This window comes from Pseudomonas sp. SM4, from assembly GCF_051913165.1.
GTDB lineage: Bacteria > Pseudomonadota > Gammaproteobacteria > Pseudomonadales > Pseudomonadaceae > Aquipseudomonas.
This window is the reverse complement of sequence record NZ_JBODOE010000014.1, coordinates 61,681-78,697: the sequence shown is the minus strand read 5'-3', so window position 1 is coordinate 78,697 and position 17,017 is coordinate 61,681. Positions and strand designations below refer to the sequence as shown.

The 17,017-nt window shown below is 59.6% G+C and carries 12 protein-coding genes; 5 read left to right on the top strand and 7 right to left on the bottom strand.

Annotated elements, in window-relative coordinates; all coding sequences use genetic code 11:
- Positions 1-168 precede the first annotated feature (168 nt).
- Both ACQ4MY_RS23635 and ACQ4MY_RS23630 read left to right on the top strand, forming a co-directional pair.
- Positions 169-366: a hypothetical protein gene (locus ACQ4MY_RS23635; RefSeq protein WP_150793774.1), complete on the top strand. Its 198-nt coding sequence runs from the start codon at positions 169-171 to the stop codon at positions 364-366.
- Positions 367-512: 146 nt separating this feature from the next.
- Positions 513-2,006 carry a YifB family Mg chelatase-like AAA ATPase gene (locus ACQ4MY_RS23630; RefSeq protein ID WP_440096655.1) on the top strand — a complete coding sequence of 498 codons (1,494 nt, stop codon included), beginning with the start codon at positions 513-515 and terminating at the stop codon, positions 2,004-2,006.
- Here the strand turns inward: ACQ4MY_RS23630 and ACQ4MY_RS23625 are convergent.
- The 3 genes from ACQ4MY_RS23625 to ACQ4MY_RS23615 all read right to left on the bottom strand — a co-directional run bounded on the left by ACQ4MY_RS23625 (position 2,003) and on the right by ACQ4MY_RS23615 (position 6,521).
- Positions 2,003-3,220 (bottom strand): aldose 1-epimerase family protein, encoded by a 1,218-nt coding sequence (locus tag ACQ4MY_RS23625; RefSeq protein WP_440096654.1) that lies wholly within the window; start codon positions 3,218-3,220, stop codon positions 2,003-2,005. The genes ACQ4MY_RS23630 and ACQ4MY_RS23625 overlap by 4 nt on opposite strands.
- 219 nt (positions 3,221-3,439) lie before the next feature.
- Positions 3,440-5,416, bottom strand: a complete 1,977-nt coding sequence (locus ACQ4MY_RS23620) for a methyl-accepting chemotaxis protein (protein ID WP_440096653.1) — start codon at positions 5,414-5,416, stop codon at positions 3,440-3,442.
- 184 nt (positions 5,417-5,600) lie between these two features.
- Positions 5,601-6,521 (bottom strand): LysR substrate-binding domain-containing protein, encoded by a 921-nt coding sequence (locus ACQ4MY_RS23615; RefSeq protein ID WP_158830126.1) that lies wholly within the window; start codon positions 6,519-6,521, stop codon positions 5,601-5,603.
- Between the two features lie 158 nt (positions 6,522-6,679).
- Between ACQ4MY_RS23615 and ACQ4MY_RS23610 the strand changes: the two genes are divergently transcribed.
- Positions 6,680-8,077 carry a NorM family multidrug efflux MATE transporter gene (locus tag ACQ4MY_RS23610; RefSeq protein ID WP_045123281.1) on the top strand — a complete coding sequence of 466 codons (1,398 nt, stop codon included), beginning with the start codon at positions 6,680-6,682 and terminating at the stop codon, positions 8,075-8,077.
- 196 nt (positions 8,078-8,273) lie between these two features.
- On the opposite strand, the gene ACQ4MY_RS23605 is transcribed toward ACQ4MY_RS23610, so the two are convergent.
- Positions 8,274-9,947 carry a putative bifunctional diguanylate cyclase/phosphodiesterase gene (locus ACQ4MY_RS23605; RefSeq protein ID WP_440096652.1) on the bottom strand — a complete coding sequence of 558 codons (1,674 nt, stop codon included), beginning with the start codon at positions 9,945-9,947 and terminating at the stop codon, positions 8,274-8,276.
- Between the two features lie 262 nt (positions 9,948-10,209).
- On the opposite strand from ACQ4MY_RS23605, the gene rep reads away from it, so the two are divergent.
- The gene (rep, locus tag ACQ4MY_RS23600) at positions 10,210-12,219 is read left to right on the top strand and encodes a DNA helicase Rep (protein WP_008086063.1); all 2,010 of its coding nucleotides are present in this window, start codon (positions 10,210-10,212) and stop codon (positions 12,217-12,219) included.
- 60 nt (positions 12,220-12,279) lie between these two features.
- Positions 12,280-12,852, top strand: coding sequence for a xanthine phosphoribosyltransferase (locus ACQ4MY_RS23595; protein WP_047596759.1), 573 nt, complete (start codon positions 12,280-12,282; stop codon positions 12,850-12,852).
- A gap of 545 nt (positions 12,853-13,397) precedes the next feature.
- On the opposite strand, the gene ACQ4MY_RS23590 is transcribed toward ACQ4MY_RS23595, so the two are convergent.
- The 3 genes from ACQ4MY_RS23590 to ACQ4MY_RS23580 all read right to left on the bottom strand — a co-directional run bounded on the left by ACQ4MY_RS23590 (position 13,398) and on the right by ACQ4MY_RS23580 (position 16,968).
- Positions 13,398-15,326, bottom strand: a complete 1,929-nt coding sequence (locus ACQ4MY_RS23590) for an acetyl-CoA hydrolase/transferase C-terminal domain-containing protein (protein ID WP_440096651.1) — start codon at positions 15,324-15,326, stop codon at positions 13,398-13,400.
- Positions 15,327-15,820: 494 nt separating this feature from the next.
- Complete coding sequence (locus ACQ4MY_RS23585) at positions 15,821-16,237, bottom strand: c-type cytochrome (protein WP_045123295.1); 417 nt, start codon at positions 16,235-16,237, stop codon at positions 15,821-15,823.
- A 182-nt stretch (positions 16,238-16,419) separates the two neighbouring features.
- Positions 16,420-16,968, bottom strand: coding sequence for a cupin domain-containing protein (locus ACQ4MY_RS23580; protein WP_008086779.1), 549 nt, complete (start codon positions 16,966-16,968; stop codon positions 16,420-16,422).
- Positions 16,969-17,017 lie beyond the last annotated feature (49 nt).

Sequence of the window (17,017 nt, the reverse complement as noted above, 5' to 3'; positions counted from 1 at the left end):
GGAGCATCCGACTCCCGGATACAAGACCTTCACCCCCCTTTCGCCGGCGTCCTACAACTATTAGGGCATGGCCCTACAAACATCAGCGTCTGCGCCTGATTACGCGACTTTTCCTCCTTGTACTACGGTGGCCAACAAAGCATCTGTCACCCAAAAAACGAGGCCTCAATGAAAGACAAAAAGAGAAGGGCAAAGCTAGAAGAGATTGTTGGATATCACGCTGAAGCACTTCGGTTAGCCGGAGGTATTTCAGCCAATCAGCGTCGTTTTATTGAGGTAGCGGCCAAGTACGGTAAAGAACTCGAACCGGATGGTTGGCTGGCCGGGGGAGGAAGCCAAGTAAGAAATCCCGAAGAAGAAAACTAATGTGGCGCCTCTACTGAATGTGGAAGGGCACCTTGGCAACATCCAGTGAAGGTTTGCCCTTGCATCCGTGTCGCCTGGATTCGCTCTCCCAACTACCCTTCAAAAACCCGCAGGAAGCGGCCCCCGATTCAGCTCAAGGAACGACCATGTCTCTCTCCATCGTCCACAGTCGCGCCCAGATTGGCGTGGAAGCCCCTGCTGTCACCGTCGAAGTCCATCTGGCCAACGGCCTGCCGTCGCTGACCATGGTCGGCCTGCCCGAGGCGGCGGTGAAGGAGAGCAAGGACCGGGTGCGCAGCGCGATCATCAATTCCGGGCTGCAGTTTCCGGCGCGGCGGATCACTTTGAATCTGGCGCCGGCGGATCTGCCCAAGGATGGCGGGCGGTTTGATCTGGCGATTGCCTTGGGGATTCTGTCGGCGAGTGTGCAGGTGCCGTGTCTGACGCTGGATGATGTGGAATGTCTGGGTGAGTTGGCGTTGTCCGGCGCCGTGCGAGCGGTGCGCGGGGTTTTGCCGGCAGCATTGGCGGCGCGCAAGGCGGGTCGTGCGTTGGTGGTGCCGCGAGCGAATGCCGAGGAGGCGTGTCTGGCTTCGGGGTTGAAGGTGTTTGCGGTGGATCATTTGCTGGAGGCGGTGGCGCATTTCAATGGGCATACGCCAGTTGAGCCCTATGTCTCCGACGGGCTGATGCATGCCAGCAAGCCTTATCCCGACTTGAATGAAGTGCAGGGGCAAGTGGCGGCGAAACGGGCGTTGCTGATTGCCGCTGCGGGTGCGCACAACTTGCTGTTCAGCGGGCCGCCGGGGACGGGTAAGACGTTGCTGGCCAGCCGATTACCGGGGCTGTTGCCGCCGCTGGCCGAGAGTGAAGCGCTGGAGGTGGCGGCGATTCAGTCCGTCGCCAGTGGCGCACCGCTGACCCATTGGCCGCAGCGTCCCTTCCGTCAACCGCACCACTCCGCCTCCGGGCCTGCACTGGTGGGTGGCAGTTCGAAACCGCAACCCGGCGAAATCACCTTGGCCCACCACGGTGTTCTGTTTCTCGATGAGTTGCCGGAATTCGATCGCAAGGTTCTGGAGGTTTTACGGGAGCCTTTGGAGTCGGGATTCATCGTGATAGCCCGGGCCAAGGACCGCGTGCGTTTTCCCGCGCGCTTCCAATTGGTGGCGGCGATGAACCCGTGCCCCTGTGGATATCTTGGCGAGCCAAGCGGCAAGTGCTCCTGCACACCGGACATGGTCCAACGCTATCGCAACAAGCTGTCTGGACCTTTACTGGATCGAATCGATTTGCACCTGACGGTGGCCCGGGAGGCGACGGCATTGAACCCTGCGGTTAAGCCCGGTGAGGACAGCGCCAGCGCTGCGGCATTGGTAGCCGAGGCGCGGGAGCGCCAGCAAAAGCGTCAAGCCTGTGCCAATGCTTTTCTTGATCTGCCGGGGTTGAAGCGGCACTGCAAGTTATCCACAGCCGACGAGAAATGGCTTGAATCAGCCTGTGAACGACTGACGCTATCGCTGCGCTCGGCACACCGGCTACTCAAGGTCGCCCGCACTTTGGCAGACCTTGAGCAAGTCGATGCAATCAAACGCGAACACTTGGCCGAGGCGCTGCAATATCGGCCGGCGACACCTTAATGCTCGGTTGTCAGATCCACCAACGGCGTCTGCCGCACTTCGGTGTCGCGCCCCGCCTGAATCTCGGTCACACGCTTCAAGGCCTTATCCACAGCACCTTTGTCCGCGAGCAGGCTGTAGCTGATCTGGAACTGTTTGTGTTCTTTCGGTGCAATGGTCGGCACCAGATTCAGCGGACGCTGATAGCGGCGGTTGTAAGAAAAACTGGTGCCCGGCTCCAGCCCCGTGACATAGCCCTGCCCTTGGGTATCAGTGTTTTTCCACAGAGAGAACACTGGCAACTGCTGGGTATTGAAGCCAACAGAAACACCAAGGCTGCCCGCCTTGTTATGCAGAACAGTCAGCGTTTCACCTTTGGCGTCGGCATAGGGCACAACGTTATAGACGGTTTCGTCGTAGTCCTTGGTCGGCGCACGATAAGTCTGCCAGTCAGCCAGATCGCCCTTGGCCTTGTCGTTGAACGGCGAGACCTGTTTCACCGGTGCAGCAAAACGGGCGCCCTGCTCGAGGAACGGCGTGCTGAAATTGCTGTGATACAGCGCCTGGTATTCCTTTGGATAGTCGCCGTTGTTGGTCAGCGTATCGTTAAGTGCAAAGCGCACGCTGCCAGGCTCGGTGACCAGTTCCGTGACCACCGAAAAGTCGACTTTCTTGAAGGCTTGCTCTTTCAGCTCGCCGCGCAGACTGATGGCGTAGGGTGGCTTTTCGTCGATGTGCAGCGTGACGGTACTGGCCGGGATGTTGGCGGCGCGGCCGTGCAGGGTCAGCAGCTCACCATTATCGATGCCGGGATGGCCGACCCATTCATAACCGCAGCGGGCGACCAGCTCATTGAAGCCTTCCAGCCAACCCAGCCCACCGCGTCCGTTGAGCTCGATAAAGGACGGGTTGACCACGTCCTTGACCGGCGAATCCCACCCCATGCGCACATTGCCGACAGAGGCCTGCAAGACATTCATGCCGCGGGTTGGCACCACCGAGAGTTTCATCGTGCCGTTATCGATATCAACGATGCTGACACCTTCCTGCCGCCCACCGTGCAAGGTACGCAGGCTTACGGAGAAGGGTTGGTCGGTTTTCACCCCGAGCTGTTCACTGGTGATGCTCCAGTTTTGCGCGGGCTTGTTGGTATCGAGAAGGACGTAATCCCAGGCCATGGCGTGGGAAGCAGCAGTGAAAGCGCCGAGGGCGACGGCGAGTTTGAGCGGGGTCATGGCAGCAGCCTTTATTGGAGTTGTGCCATTTTTATAGCGCTGCGGAAACGTTTCAGCAAGTATGAAAGCAGTAATGGGGCTGCGATGGATCCGCGATTAGCGTTGATGCAATCGCGGGCAAGCCCGCTCCCACAGGGTTCGACGGGGAGCGCGATTTTTGCGCACAGCCGATATACCTGTGGGAGCGGGCTTGCCCGCGATGACTATTTCAAAGGCGCATCAACGGAAGCGATCAACCTCGGAGCGCAGATCCGCCGCCAGCTTCTCCAGCTCTTTAGCCGTAACAGCAAGGTTCGACACAACCTCACGCTGCTCACTGTTGGCCAGCGCAATGCTCTGCAAATTGCTGCTCAACAACGTCGCGGTGCTGCTCTGCTCCTGAGTCGCCGTGGTAATCGCGGCAAACTGCTGCCCCGCCGAACGGCTCTGCTCGTCAATACGCGCCAGCGCCGACGCGACATTGGCGTTACGCGACAGGCCTTCCTGCATCAGCACATTGCCCTGCTCCATGGTGCTGATCGCGTTGCCGGTTTCCTGCTGGATGCTATGAATCATGCTGGAAATTTCATCGGTGGCCTGGCGAGTACGCGAGGCCAGGCTGCGCACTTCATCCGCCACCACAGCAAAGCCACGACCCTGCTCACCGGCACGGGCTGCCTCGATTGCAGCGTTGAGCGCGAGCAAATTGGTCTGCTCGGCAATCGAAGTAATCACGCCAACGATGCCGCCAATTTCCTGCGAACGCTGACCGAGGGTGTTGATCACGGTGGCGGTGCTGTTCAGGGCGCCAGCGATCTGCTCCAGCGACGACGAAGCCTCTTCCATCGAGCTGCGACCAATCTGCGTTTGCTGAGCATTTTCCTGCGCCAGACGCTGGGTCGCGCCCATGTTGTCGGCGATGTTCAACGAGGTCGCGCTGAATTCTTCCACCGCGCCGGCCATGCTGGTGATTTCGCCGGACTGCTGCTCCATGCCTTCGTACGCGCCGCCGGACAGACCGGACAAGGCTTGCGCACGGCTGTTGACCTCTTCCGAAGAGCGGCGGATATGCTCGACCATCGTCGACAGCGCTTGGCTCATCTGGTTGAACGCACGAGACAATTGACCGATTTCGTCGTTGCTCGATACGCTCAGGCGCACGCTCAGATCGCCAGCGCCCAAAGCTTCGGCCTGACGTACCAGATCGCTCAGTGGCGCCAGTTTGCTGCGCAGCAACCACACAACGGAACCGACCGCCAACAGCATCGCCAGCAGGCTGCCAATGGCCAATTGCGTGCCGACGCTCCAGGTCACCGCGCGGATTTCGGCTTTCGGCATGCTTGCCACCACCGACCACGGCCCGCCATCGAACGGCACCGCGACGCTGTAGAAATCTTCGGACTTGTCGCCCCAGAACTGACCTTTGCCCGGCGATTTCGCCAGATCCTTGATCACTGGAATCGCTTGATCCAACGCCTGCACACCCGCCGGAGCAACCAGCCATTTGCTCTGCTCATCGAGCAGCGCCAGCGAGCCGGTCTGGCCAATGCGGAAGCGTTTGAGGTTGTCGAACTGGGCATTCTGCGCGTCGGTGTAATCGAAACCGACAAACAACACCGCAATCACCTTGCCGCTGCCATCGCGCACCGGGGTGTATTGGGTCATGTAGGAGCGATCGAACAACAAGGCGCGGCCAACATAACTCTGCCCAGCCATCAACTTCGCGTACGCCGGGTGCGCGTGGTCAAGCAAGGTGCCGATGGCGCGGGTGCCGTCCTGTTTGGTCAGCGAGGTGCTGACCCGCACGAAGTCTTCACCACTGCGCACAAACAGCGTGGCGACGCCGGCGGTCATCTGCTTGAACTCGTCGACTTCCTTGAAATTGTTGTTCAGCACTTCGCTGCCCAAGTGCAGGCCCGGGGTTTGGGTGCCTGCCACCGTTACCGGCTCACTCGGGTGAATGCTCAAGCCGGCGCTGAAGCGCTTCTCGAACAACCCACTCAGACGCTGGGTGCTTTCACGCAGCGTGCCGTGAAAGGTACTCAGTTGGTCGGCCAGCAGCCGCGCCTCACTGGCCAGATGCTCTTCACGGGTGGCGAGGTTGGCCGAATCCAGCGAACGCAGGGCGAACACCGTACTGCCACTGATAACTATCGCCAGTATCACAGCGAGCGCGAGGCCCAGCTGCGAGGCGATCCGAGCGCGAGGTTGAGACATGGACAGCTCCTGGCCGAGCCACGGGATCCTCCTTGATCTCGACTCGGATAATTTTCTAATAGTGGGGGTGAATCGTGGATACCGGCACGACGGTTCCACTTGCTCATAGTCGGCGGTAAAACCGAATACTTGAGCGCATTGCGAGGGTATGGCGCAAGGCCGCCATTGTGGCGGCTCGAACGTTTCAGCTCAAGCGCGCAACGTCCGGCAGCTCCATGGCGCGGACTTCGCCCTGCAGGAAGTCGCTGAGGCGGCGCAAACGTTCACCTCCCGGACGGGTCTTTGGCCACACCAGGTAATAATTCAATCCACTGGCGACCGCAGTCGGCCAAGGCAGACTCAGCCGTCCTTGCGCGACATCTTCGGCGACCATCAACAGATCGCCCATCGACACACCGTAACCGCGCGCCGCCGCGATCATGCCCAATTCCAGCGTGTCGAAGACTTGCCCGCCCTTGAGCGAGACCTGATCGGACAAACCCATGTGCTCCAGCCAACTGCGCCAGTCGCGGCGATCCGGCGTCGGATGGAGCAATTCGGTGGACGCCAGCCGGGCCAGATCCCACGGTTGATCATTGAGCAGGTTCGGTGCGCCAACGGGAATCAGCTCTTCGGGAAACAGCAAGCTCGCCTCCCAGTCCGGCGGGAAATGCCCGTCGCTCAACAGCACCGCACAATCGAACGGCTCATCGTTGAAGTCCACCGAATCGACGTCCATCCACGCGCTGGTCAGTTGCACTTCGTTGCCTGGTTGCAAGTGACGGAAACGACTGAGCCGCGCCAGCAACCAACGCATGGTCAGGGTCGACGGGGCTTTCATGCGCAGGATGTCATCTTCAGCGCGCAAGGTATTACAGGCCCGTTCCAGGGCTGCAAAGCCTTCCCGGATGCCCGGCAACAGCAAGCGGGCCGACTCGGTGAGCTGCAAATGGCGACCGCTGCGGTGAAACAGCTTGCAGGCAAAATGATCTTCGAGCGTGCGAATGTGCCGACTCACCGCACTCTGGGTGATCGACAACTCCTCGGCCGCACGCGTGAACGAGCTGTGCCGCGCGGCGGCTTCGAATGCGCGCAGGGCATACAACGGAGGAAGTCGACGGGACATGCACAAGGCTCCTGCAGCGGGATACAGCGAAATGGACAGTTTCTACTCAGGATGAGTATTACTCATGCCACCCATCCTTTTTATCCCTTTGTGCAATGCCTGCCAAGCGCCGAGAATCGATGCTCTCCTGTTCCCTCCGATATCGAGTGGTGATGACCATGCAGCATCCTGTGCGTACCGAACTCTGGGCCATTCTGCGGCTGGCAGGGCCGTTGATCGCTTCACAGTTGGCGCACATGCTGATGGTGCTGACCGACACCCTGATGATGGCGCGCTTAAGCCCCGAAGCGCTGGCCGGCGGCGGGCTGGGTGCAGCAACCTATTCGTTCGTGTCGATTTTCTGCATCGGCGTGATTGCGGCGGTCGGCACGCTGGTGGCGATTCGCAAGGGCGCCGGCGACATCATTGGCGCCGCACGGCTGACTCAGGCCGGATTGTGGCTGGCATGGCTGATGGCGCTGGGCGCCGGCTTGCTGCTATGGAACCTGAAACCGGTGTTGCTGCTGTTCGGCCAGACCGAAACCAACGTCAATGCCGCCGGACAATTCCTGATCGCCCTGCCCTTCGCTCTGCCCGGCTACCTCAGTTTCATGGCGCTGCGCGGGTTCACCAGTGCGATCGGCCGGGCGACGCCGGTGATGGTTATCAGCCTCGCCGGCACCGTGGCCAACTTCCTGCTCAATTACGCGCTGATCACTGGCATGTTCGGCTTGCCGAAAATGGGGTTGATGGGCATCGGCCTGGTCACGGCGATTGTCGCCAACTGCATGGCGCTGGCATTGGCCTGGCATATTCGCCGGCATCCGGCCTATGACGCTTATCCGCTGCGCGCAGGGTTATCGCGGCCGAATCGGCAGTACCTGAAAGAACTCTGGCGCCTCGGTCTGCCGATCGGTGGCACCTACGCGGTGGAAGTCGGGTTGTTTGCCTTCGCGGCGCTGTGCATGGGCACCATGGGCAGCACGCAACTGGGCGCGCATCAGATCGCCCTGCAGATTGTCTCGGTGGCGTTCATGGTGCCGGCGGGCATGTCCTATGCGATCACCATGCGCATCGGCCAGCATTACGGCGCGGGGCAATTGCTCGATGCACGGATGTCGGGCCGCGTCGGGATCGTCTTTGGTGCGGTGGTGATGCTCGGGTTTGCGATGGTGTTCTGGTTGCTGCCAAATCAGTTGGTCGGGTTATTCCTTGATCACAATGATCCGGCGTTTGCCGAAGTGATTCGTTTGGCGGTGAGCCTGCTGGCCGTGGCGGCATGGTTCGAGCTGTTCGACGGCACGCAGACGATTGCCATGGGCTGTATTCGCGGACTCAAGGATGCAAAAACCACGTTCCTGGTCGGGCTCGGCTGTTATTGGCTGATTGGCGCGCCGGCGGCGTGGTGGATGGCGTTCCACTTGAACTGGGGGCCGACGGGCGTCTGGTGGGGCTTGGCGCTGGGCCTGGCGTGCGCGGCGGTGAGTTTGACGCTGGCGTTTGAGTGGAAGATGAAGCGGATGATTCGGCTGGAGCCGGCGTCATCCCGGCCATTCACAGTTCCTCAGACCGACTGAAATCCCCTAATGAAAGGGAATCTTGTGGCGAGGGGATTTATCCTCGTTGGGTGGCGAGGCCGCCCCAAAATCTGATGTCGCGGTGTATCAGTTACACCCGGTGCGATGGTTTTGCGACTGCTTCGCAGCCGAACGGGGCGGTGCGACGTTTCGCTGAATCCCCTCGCCACAATGTTGTTTCAAATTTGCTCTAGTGTCAGCCCACGATTTCGAGGGCGGGCTGCTGGCTTGAGCCGAAGGTCAGATACTCAACCAGTTCCGCCAACGGCAACGGCCGGCTGATCAGATAACCCTGCACCTGATCGCAACCAAAGCCGCGCAGCAATTCCAGTTGTTCCGGCGTCTCGACCCCTTCCGCCACCACTTCCAGATGCAGGTTGTGCGCGAGATTGATCATCGCGTGTACCAGTTTTCGGTTCTCCTCGCGCTGCTCCATGCCGCCGACAAAGCTCTTGTCGATCTTCAGCAAAGTGATCGGCAAGCTGTTGAGGTGTACGAACGACGAGAACCCGGTACCGAAATCATCCAGCGAGAAGCGCACGCCGAGCCGCCCAAGGGCATCCATGGTCTGCTTGACCAGATCGCTGCGGCGCATCACGGCGGTTTCGGTCAGTTCGAATTCCAGCCACTGTGCTTCCACACCACGCTCAGCGATCAAGCGGCTGAGCGTCGGCAACAACTGACTGTCCTGAAACTGACGGAACGACAAGTTGATCGCCATGTGCAACGCCGGTAGTCCGCGTTCGCGCAACGCCTGCATGTCACGCAGCGCCCGGGAAATCACCCAGTAACCCAGCGGCACAATCAACCCGCTTTGCTCGGCCAGCGGCACGAATTCACTCGGCGGCAGCAAACCACGTTCGCCATGGCGCCAGCGCACCAAGGCCTCGAGGCCGACAATCTGGCCGTCCTCAAGATTCAGGCGTGGCTGGTAATGCAATTCCAGCTCATCGCGACGCAAGGCCCGGCGCAGCTCGCTTTCGAGGTCGGCCATGCTCCGCGCGTTGCGGTTGATGCGTTCGTTGAAGATATGAAAGGTGCAGCCCTGCGTGCTCTTGGCCTGCTGCATGGCGATGTGTGCGTGCCACATCAGCGGGTCGGCACCACCCTGCGCGCGGGCATGAGCGATGCCGAGGCTGGAGCCGATGAGCAGACTTTCACCATCGACCCAATACGGTTCGGCGAGTGCTTCGGTGATACGTTCGGCCATCCATTCGGCGCGTTGCGGCGCGCGGCGGGTGTCGATCAGCAAGGCGAACTCATCGCTGCCCAGACGTGCCAGTTGATCACCGGCTTCGAGCTGACTTTTCAGCCGCGCGACGACTTGCAGGATCAAGCGATCACCCGCCTGGTGGCCGAGAGCATCGTTGGCGTGGCGGAAGTTGTCGAGATCGAGATGCCCGAGGGCCACGCCACGTCCATCGTTTTCCGCGAGGCGCGCGGCGAGCAAGGTCTGGAAACCCTGGCGATTGGCGATGCCCGTCAGCGGATCCTGTTCGGCCAGGCGTTGCAGAGTATTTTCGAGCACGCCGCGCTCACGCACATGGCGCAGGCAACGGCGCAGCATGCCGGCGTCGAGCGCGTCGAACACCAGCCAGTCACTGACGCCAACCGGCGCGGTGTCCGGTTCGTGTTCCAGCAGCAAGACTGTCGGCAAGCTGCAACGGCCCGGTGCCGGCTGCAACGCCGGTAGGGTCAACAGAACCGCGTGGCGGTTGTCTTCGAACAAACTGCTGACCGACTCCCAGCTCGGCGCGCTGATCAGCACCGCCGCGCTCCCCATCGGAGCCAGACACTCACGCAATAACGCTGTCCACGCTGGCTCTTCGGCCAGTAGCAGCAAACGCAAGGGTTCGACAGGCGTAGACAAGCTAGCTCCCTAGACTCTGCAATGATGTGGGCGGGGCATTATGCCGTTGCGATGTTCAATGACCAAATGACAACGGTTATCAAAACGTTATTTTGTGTCACGAATGAGAACATTAGCCGCAAAATCACCGCGCATCCTGCGTGAAAGTAACAAAACCGGCAAATTTGAATCGCGTGGTACGTCACAAGTCGGACAGAGCAGCACAAATCGCTGAGCCTGTTAAAATGCCGGCCCATTTCGTCAACGACTCCCGAATTTTCGTATGTCCCGACTCAATCCCCGGCAGCAAGAAGCCGTGAACTACGTCGGCGGCCCTCTATTGGTGCTCGCCGGTGCTGGCTCCGGCAAGACCAGCGTGATCACGCGCAAGATCGCGCACCTGATCCAGAACTGCGGCATCCGCGCCCAGTACATCGTCGCCATGACCTTTACCAACAAGGCCGCGCGCGAGATGAAAGAGCGGGTCGGCACCCTGCTGCGGGCCGGCGAAGGTCGCGGTCTGACGGTCTGCACCTTCCACAACCTGGGCTTGAACATCATCCGCAAGGAACACGCGCGGCTGGGCTACAAACCCGGTTTCTCGATCTTCGACGAGACCGACGTGAAGTCCCTGATGACCGACATCATGCAGAAGGAATACGCGGGCGAAGACGGCGTCGACGAGATCAAGAACATGATCGGCGCCTGGAAAAACGACCTGATCCTGCCGCCTCAGGCGCTGGAGAACGCGCGTAATCCCAAGGAACAGACGGCCGCCATCGTCTACACCCACTATCAGCGCACGCTGAAAGCGTTCAACGCGGTGGACTTCGACGACCTGATCCTGCTGCCGGTAAAACTCTTCGAAGAACACGCCGACATTCTCGAAAAATGGCAGAACAAGGTGCGCTACCTGCTCGTCGATGAATATCAGGACACCAACGCCAGCCAGTACCTGCTGGTAAAAATGCTCATCGGCAAGCGCAACCAGTTTACCGTGGTCGGCGACGACGACCAGTCGATTTATGCTTGGCGTGGCGCGCGGCCGGAAAACCTGATGCTGCTCAAGGACGACTATCCATCCTTGAAAGTGGTGATGCTCGAGCAGAATTACCGCTCGACCAGTCGCATCCTGCGTTGCGCCAACGTGCTGATCTCGAACAACCCGCACGAATTCGAAAAGCAGCTGTGGAGTGAGATGGGCCACGGCGACGAGATCCGCGTGATCCGCTGCCGCAACGAAGACGCCGAAGCCGAGCGCGTGGCCATGGAAATCCTCAGCCTGCACTTGCGCACCGACCGCCCGTACAGCGATTTCGCGATTCTCTATCGCGGTAACTATCAGGCCAAACTGATCGAGCTGAAGCTGCAGCACCATCAGGTGCCGTACCGTCTGAGCGGGGGTAACAGCTTCTTTGGCCGTCAGGAAGTGAAAGACCTGATGGCTTACTTCCGCCTGATCGTCAACCCGGATGACGACAACGCCTTCCTGCGCGTGATCAACGTGCCGCGCCGCGAAATCGGCTCGACCACCCTGGAAAAGCTCGGCAACTACGCCACCGAACGCAAGATCTCGATGTACGCCGCCACCGACGAAATCGGTCTGGGCGAACATCTGGACAGCCGCTTCACCGATCGCCTGTCGCGCTTCAAGCGTTTCATGGACAAGGTGCGCGAGCAGTGTGCCGGCGAAGACCCGATCTCGGCACTGCGCAGCATGGTCATGGACATCGACTACGAGAACTGGCTGCGCACCAACAGCTCCAGCGACAAGGCTGCCGACTACCGGATGAGCAACGTCTGGTTCCTGATCGAGGCGTTGAAAAACACCCTTGAGAAAGACGAAGAAGGCGAAATGACCGTCGAGGATGCGATCGGCAAACTCGTTCTGCGCGACATGCTCGAACGTCAGCAGGAAGAGGAAGACGGCGCTGAAGGCGTGCAGATGATGACCCTGCATGCGTCCAAGGGTCTGGAATTCCCTTACGTGTTCATCATGGGCATGGAAGAGGAAATCCTCCCGCACCGCTCCAGCATCGAAGCCGACACCATCGAAGAAGAACGCCGCCTGGCCTACGTGGGCATCACCCGCGCGCGTCAGACCCTGGCCTTCACCTTCGCCGCCAAGCGCAAGCAGTACGGCGAGATCATCGACTGCGCGCCGAGCCGCTTCCTCGATGAGCTGCCGCCGGACGATCTGGCGTGGGAAGGCAACGACGACACACCGACCGAAGTCAAAGTCGTGCGCGGCAATAGCGCATTGGCTGATATACGCGCGATGTTAAAGCGCTAGAATTGACCACTTTTTTTTACTAGACCTTCGGCGCACAAAGCGCCAAAAGAGGACAGCTTCATGGAAGCATTGCAGCAGAAAATCCGCGAACAAGGCATTGTGCTTTCCGACCAGGTCCTGAAGGTCGACGCCTTCCTGAACCACCAGATCGACCCGGCCCTGATGAAGCTGATCGGCGACGAATTCGCCACGCTGTTCAAGGATTCGGGCATCACCAAGATCGTCACCATCGAAGCCTCAGGGATAGCCCCGGCGATCATGACCGGTCTGAACCTCGGCGTGCCGGTGATCTTCGCCCGCAAGCACCAGTCCCTGACCCTGACGGAAAACCTGCTGTCGGCGACCGTTTACTCGTTCACCAAGCAGACCGAAAGCACCGTGGCCATCTCCCCGCGTCACCTGACCAGCAGCGACCGCGTGCTGATCATCGACGACTTCCTGGCCAACGGTAAGGCCTCGCAAGCGCTGATCTCGATCATCAAACAGGCCGGCGCGACCGTTGCCGGTCTGGGCATCGTCATCGAAAAATCGTTCCAGGGCGGCCGCGCCGAACTGGACTCGCAAGGCTACCGCGTCGAATCGCTGGCCCGCGTGAAATCGCTGAAGGACGGCGTCGTCACCTTCATCGAATAAACCCACACCGCAGCCCCCATGTAGGAGCTGACGAGTGCAACGAGGCTGCGATCCTTTGATCTTTTCAAAGATCAGAATCAAAAGATCGCAGCGTGCCGCAGCTCCTACAGGGTTTGCGGACTTCGCAGTTGCTATGTAGGAGCTGACGAGTGCAACGAGGCTGCGATCTTTTGATCTTTCAAAGATCAGAATCAAAAGATCGCAGCGTGCCGCAGCTCCTACAGAGTTTGCGGACTTCGCAGTTGCTATGTAGGAGCTGTCGAGTGCAACGAGGCTGCGATTTTTTGATCTGTTAAAGATCAGAATCAAAAGATCGCAGCGTGTCGCAGCTCCTACAGAGTTTGCGGACTTCGCAGTTGCTATGTAGGAGCTGACGAGTGCAACGAGGCTGCGATCTTTTGATCTTTTCAGAGATCAGAATCAAAAGATCGCAGCGTGCCTGCGGACGTCGCAGTTGCTATGTAGGAGCTGTCGAGTGCAACGAGGCTGCGATCTTTTGATATTTTCAAAGATCAGGATCAAAAGATCGCAGCGTGCCGCAGCTCCTACGGGGTTTGGGTGGTGGCTTTTAGGCCGGTGAGCAGCAGGCGCTGGAAGAGGTCTTCTTTCAGGCCTTCCGGGTTTGTGAGTTGCATGCGTTCGAGGTGTTCGGGGTAAAGCGATGCCTCGGGGGCGTCGAGGGCGGCTTTGCCCAGTTCGAGGATTTCGCTGAGTTTGAATTTGCTCTTCAGCCAGTTCAGCGCCCGCAGTAAATCCCGTTCGATCGCAGTGAAATCACAGCCCAGTGGATACTCCGGAAACAGGTTCGCATGCCGTGCGGCGATGGCTTGCAAACGCTGCGGCGTGTTCTCGGCGAAGCGTGGATCGAGGCGGAAATCCTTTGGCAGCTTGCCGACCTTTTGCGCTTGTTCGATCAGGCCCTGCTGGAAGCGCGAGTCACTGATGTTCAACAGCGATTCGATCACTACAGCGTCGGATTTACCGCGCAGATCGGCGATGCCGTATTCGGTCACGACGATATCGCGCAGATGCCGTGGGATCGTGCAGTGGCCGTATTCCCAGACGATGTTGGAACTGACGTCGCCACCGGATTCACGCCAGCTACGCAGGATCAGAATCGACCGCGCATCGTGCAACGCATGCCCCTGCGCAACGAAGTTGTACTGCCCGCCGACACCGCTGAGTACTCGTCCATCCTCCAGTTGATCCGCCACACCGGCACCGAGCAAAGTCATGGTGAACACCGTGTTGATGAACCGCGCATCGAGGCGCTGTAAACGCTTGAGTTCTTCCTGCCCGTAGAGCTCGTTGATGTAGCTGATGCGGGTCATGTTGAATTCGAGGCGTTTGCTCAACGGCAGCTCACGCAAGCGCTCGTAAAAACTGCGCGGGCCAAGGAAGAAACCGCCGTGCACGGAAATGCCATCAGTCTGCGCCGCTTCGTCGAGAGTGCCGGCGTTGGCCTGTTCCTGCGTCGGTACATCGGGGTAGACCTTGCGCCGGATGATCCCGGCATCCGCCAGCACCAGCAGGCCGTTGACGAACATTTCGCTGCAACCGTACAGGCCTTTGGCGAACGGCCCGGTGCCGCCCTCGCGGTTGATCAACTGCGCCCATTGGCTGAGGTTGATGTCGTCGAGCAGCGCTCTATAGCCGGCATTATCGGCTTGACGTGCGAGCAACGCAGCAGTCAGCGCATCACCCATCGAGCCGATGCCGATCTGCAATGTACCCCCGTCGCGCACCAGCGTACTCGCATGCAAACCAATGAAATGATCCTGAAACCCCACCGGCATGTTCGGCGTGGAAAACAGCGTGCTGCTGTCCTTCGCGTCGATCAACAGGTCGAAGGTGTCGATGTCAACTTCGGCATCGCCGGGCATGTACGGCAGATCGGTGTGGACCTGGCCGACCAGCAAAATAGTCTCTCCGGCTTCGCGACGCTTGGCGATCATCGGCAACAGGTCGAGGGTGATGTCGGGGTTGCAGCTCAGGCTCAGGCGATCCGGGTGTTCGCTGCTGCTGGCCAATAACTGCGCCACCAGGTTCAGGCCGGCGGCGTTGATGTCGCGGGCGGCGTGGCTGTAGTTGCTGCTGACGTAATCCTGTTGGGCCGGCGCGCTGTTGAGCAGGCTGCCGGGCTGCATGAAAAACTGCTCGATGCGGATGTTGGCGGGCAGGCTGTCGCGGTGCAGGTCGGCGAGGAAATCGAATTCCGGATAGTCACCGAAGACGCGCTCGACGAAGGGTTCGATGAAGCGCTTTTGCAAGCCGTCGCCCAGCGCCGGGCGGCCGAGGCACAGCGCGGTGTAGATCGTCAGTTGCCGCTCGGGCAAGCCTTTGATCCGCCGGTACAGCGCGTTGACGAAGTGATTGGGTTTGCCCAGGCCCAGCGGCATGCCCATGTGGATATGCGCCGGCAAGCGTGCCAGCACGTCATCCACCGCCTGTTCGATCGAACACAACTGCACCATCTGAAGCCTCCTGCCCGTTCCGTGAATAGGGGTAGACCGAGCTTGCCTTGAGTTTGCTGCAAAGAACAGCTCAAAGTCCTGGACGATTGTCGGCCACAGGAGGTGTTTATGGCTGGAGCTTGTTTGCCCTCACCCTAGCCCTCTCCCGGAGGGAGAGGGGACTGAATGGGGGATATTTGGGAGATACGCCGACGTGAAATAGCTTTGCTGAATCCATAATCGCTGAGGTTTTTCAGGTCGATGTAGAGCGACAGACATCTCAGTCGGCTCCCTCTCCCTCCGGGAGAGGGACTGAATGGGGGATATTTGGGAGATACGCCGACTTGAACGTGATGTACCGAATCCATAGTCGCTACGACCTGTCAGGTCGATGGATAGCGCCATACACCGCGGTCGGCCCCCTCTCCCTCCGGGAGAGGGCTGGGGTGAGGGGCTCTTGAATCGCAGGCACAAAAAAACCGTCCGAAGACGGTTTTTTTCATCAGAAGCGCAGCTTATTTCAGGCCGGACATCTTCTGGATCGCGCCTTTCAACTCGTCATCCGAGCAATCAGCGCAGGTGCCTTTTGGCGGCATGGCGTTCAGGCCTGTAATGGCTTTTGCCAGCAGGCCGTCGAGGCCGCCCTGGTGATCGGCGCGGTCTTTCCAGGCTGCCGCGTCACCGATTTTCGGCGCACCCAACAACCCGGAACCGTGGCAAGCGTTGCAATGTTTGGCAATCACTTCGTCCGGAGTCTTGGCACCGCCACCGCCGCCGGCAGTTGCCGCCACTTCCATCCCCTTGCATTCCTGCCCCTGAACACACACCTGGCCGACAGGCTCTAGGCGTTTGGCAATGTCGTCATTCGTCGCAGCTTGAGCGCTGACAGCCCAGAGGGCCAGTACGGTTGCTGGTGCAGCCAGCATTTTCATAATTAGATTCACGCGTTCACCCTCAATGGTGGCTATTCACGCCTGCGGCCACGGTTCGCAGGCGGGCGCAAGTATAGCGGGTAGCCCGCCACACTGAAACAACCCCATGATTAAAGGGGTCTTGTTGCGCATCGGTAAAACAGCTTGGGTGCCTTCGCCGTAATGGCCTGGCGCCTCTTTGTTTAAAAGTTTGCCGGCGTGGCTGCGCTGATTAGTCGCGCAGGCAAGTCGAACGGATTACGGAAACGATGCGGCTTGGTACTTTCAAAGTAGTAGCTGTCGCCGGCTTCGAGAATAAAAGTTTCCAGACCCACCACCAGTTCCAGACGACCTTCCACCAGAATCCCGGTTTCCTCGCCTTCATGGGTGAGCATTTCTTCGCCGGTGTCAGCGCCCGGCGGGTAGATTTCGTTGAGGAACGCGATGGCGCGGCTGGGGTGCGCGCGGCCGACCAGTTTCATGGTCACGGCACCGTCGGAAATGTCGATCAGCTCGTTGGCCTTGTAGACGATCTGGGTCGGGACTTCCTGCAGGATTTCTTCGGAAAAGAACTCGACCATGGACATGGGAATCCCGCCCAGTACCTTTCTCAGCGAACTGATCGAAGGGCTGACGCTGTTCTTTTCGATCATCGAAATGGTGCTGTTGGTGACGCCCGCGCGTTTGGCGAGTTCACGCTGGGAAAGCCCTTTGAGCTTGCGGATCGATTGCAGTCGTTCACCGACGTCCAAGGCGCGAGCCTCCTGATGTTGTAAGAATATTGAGCGTTATCATGGCGAC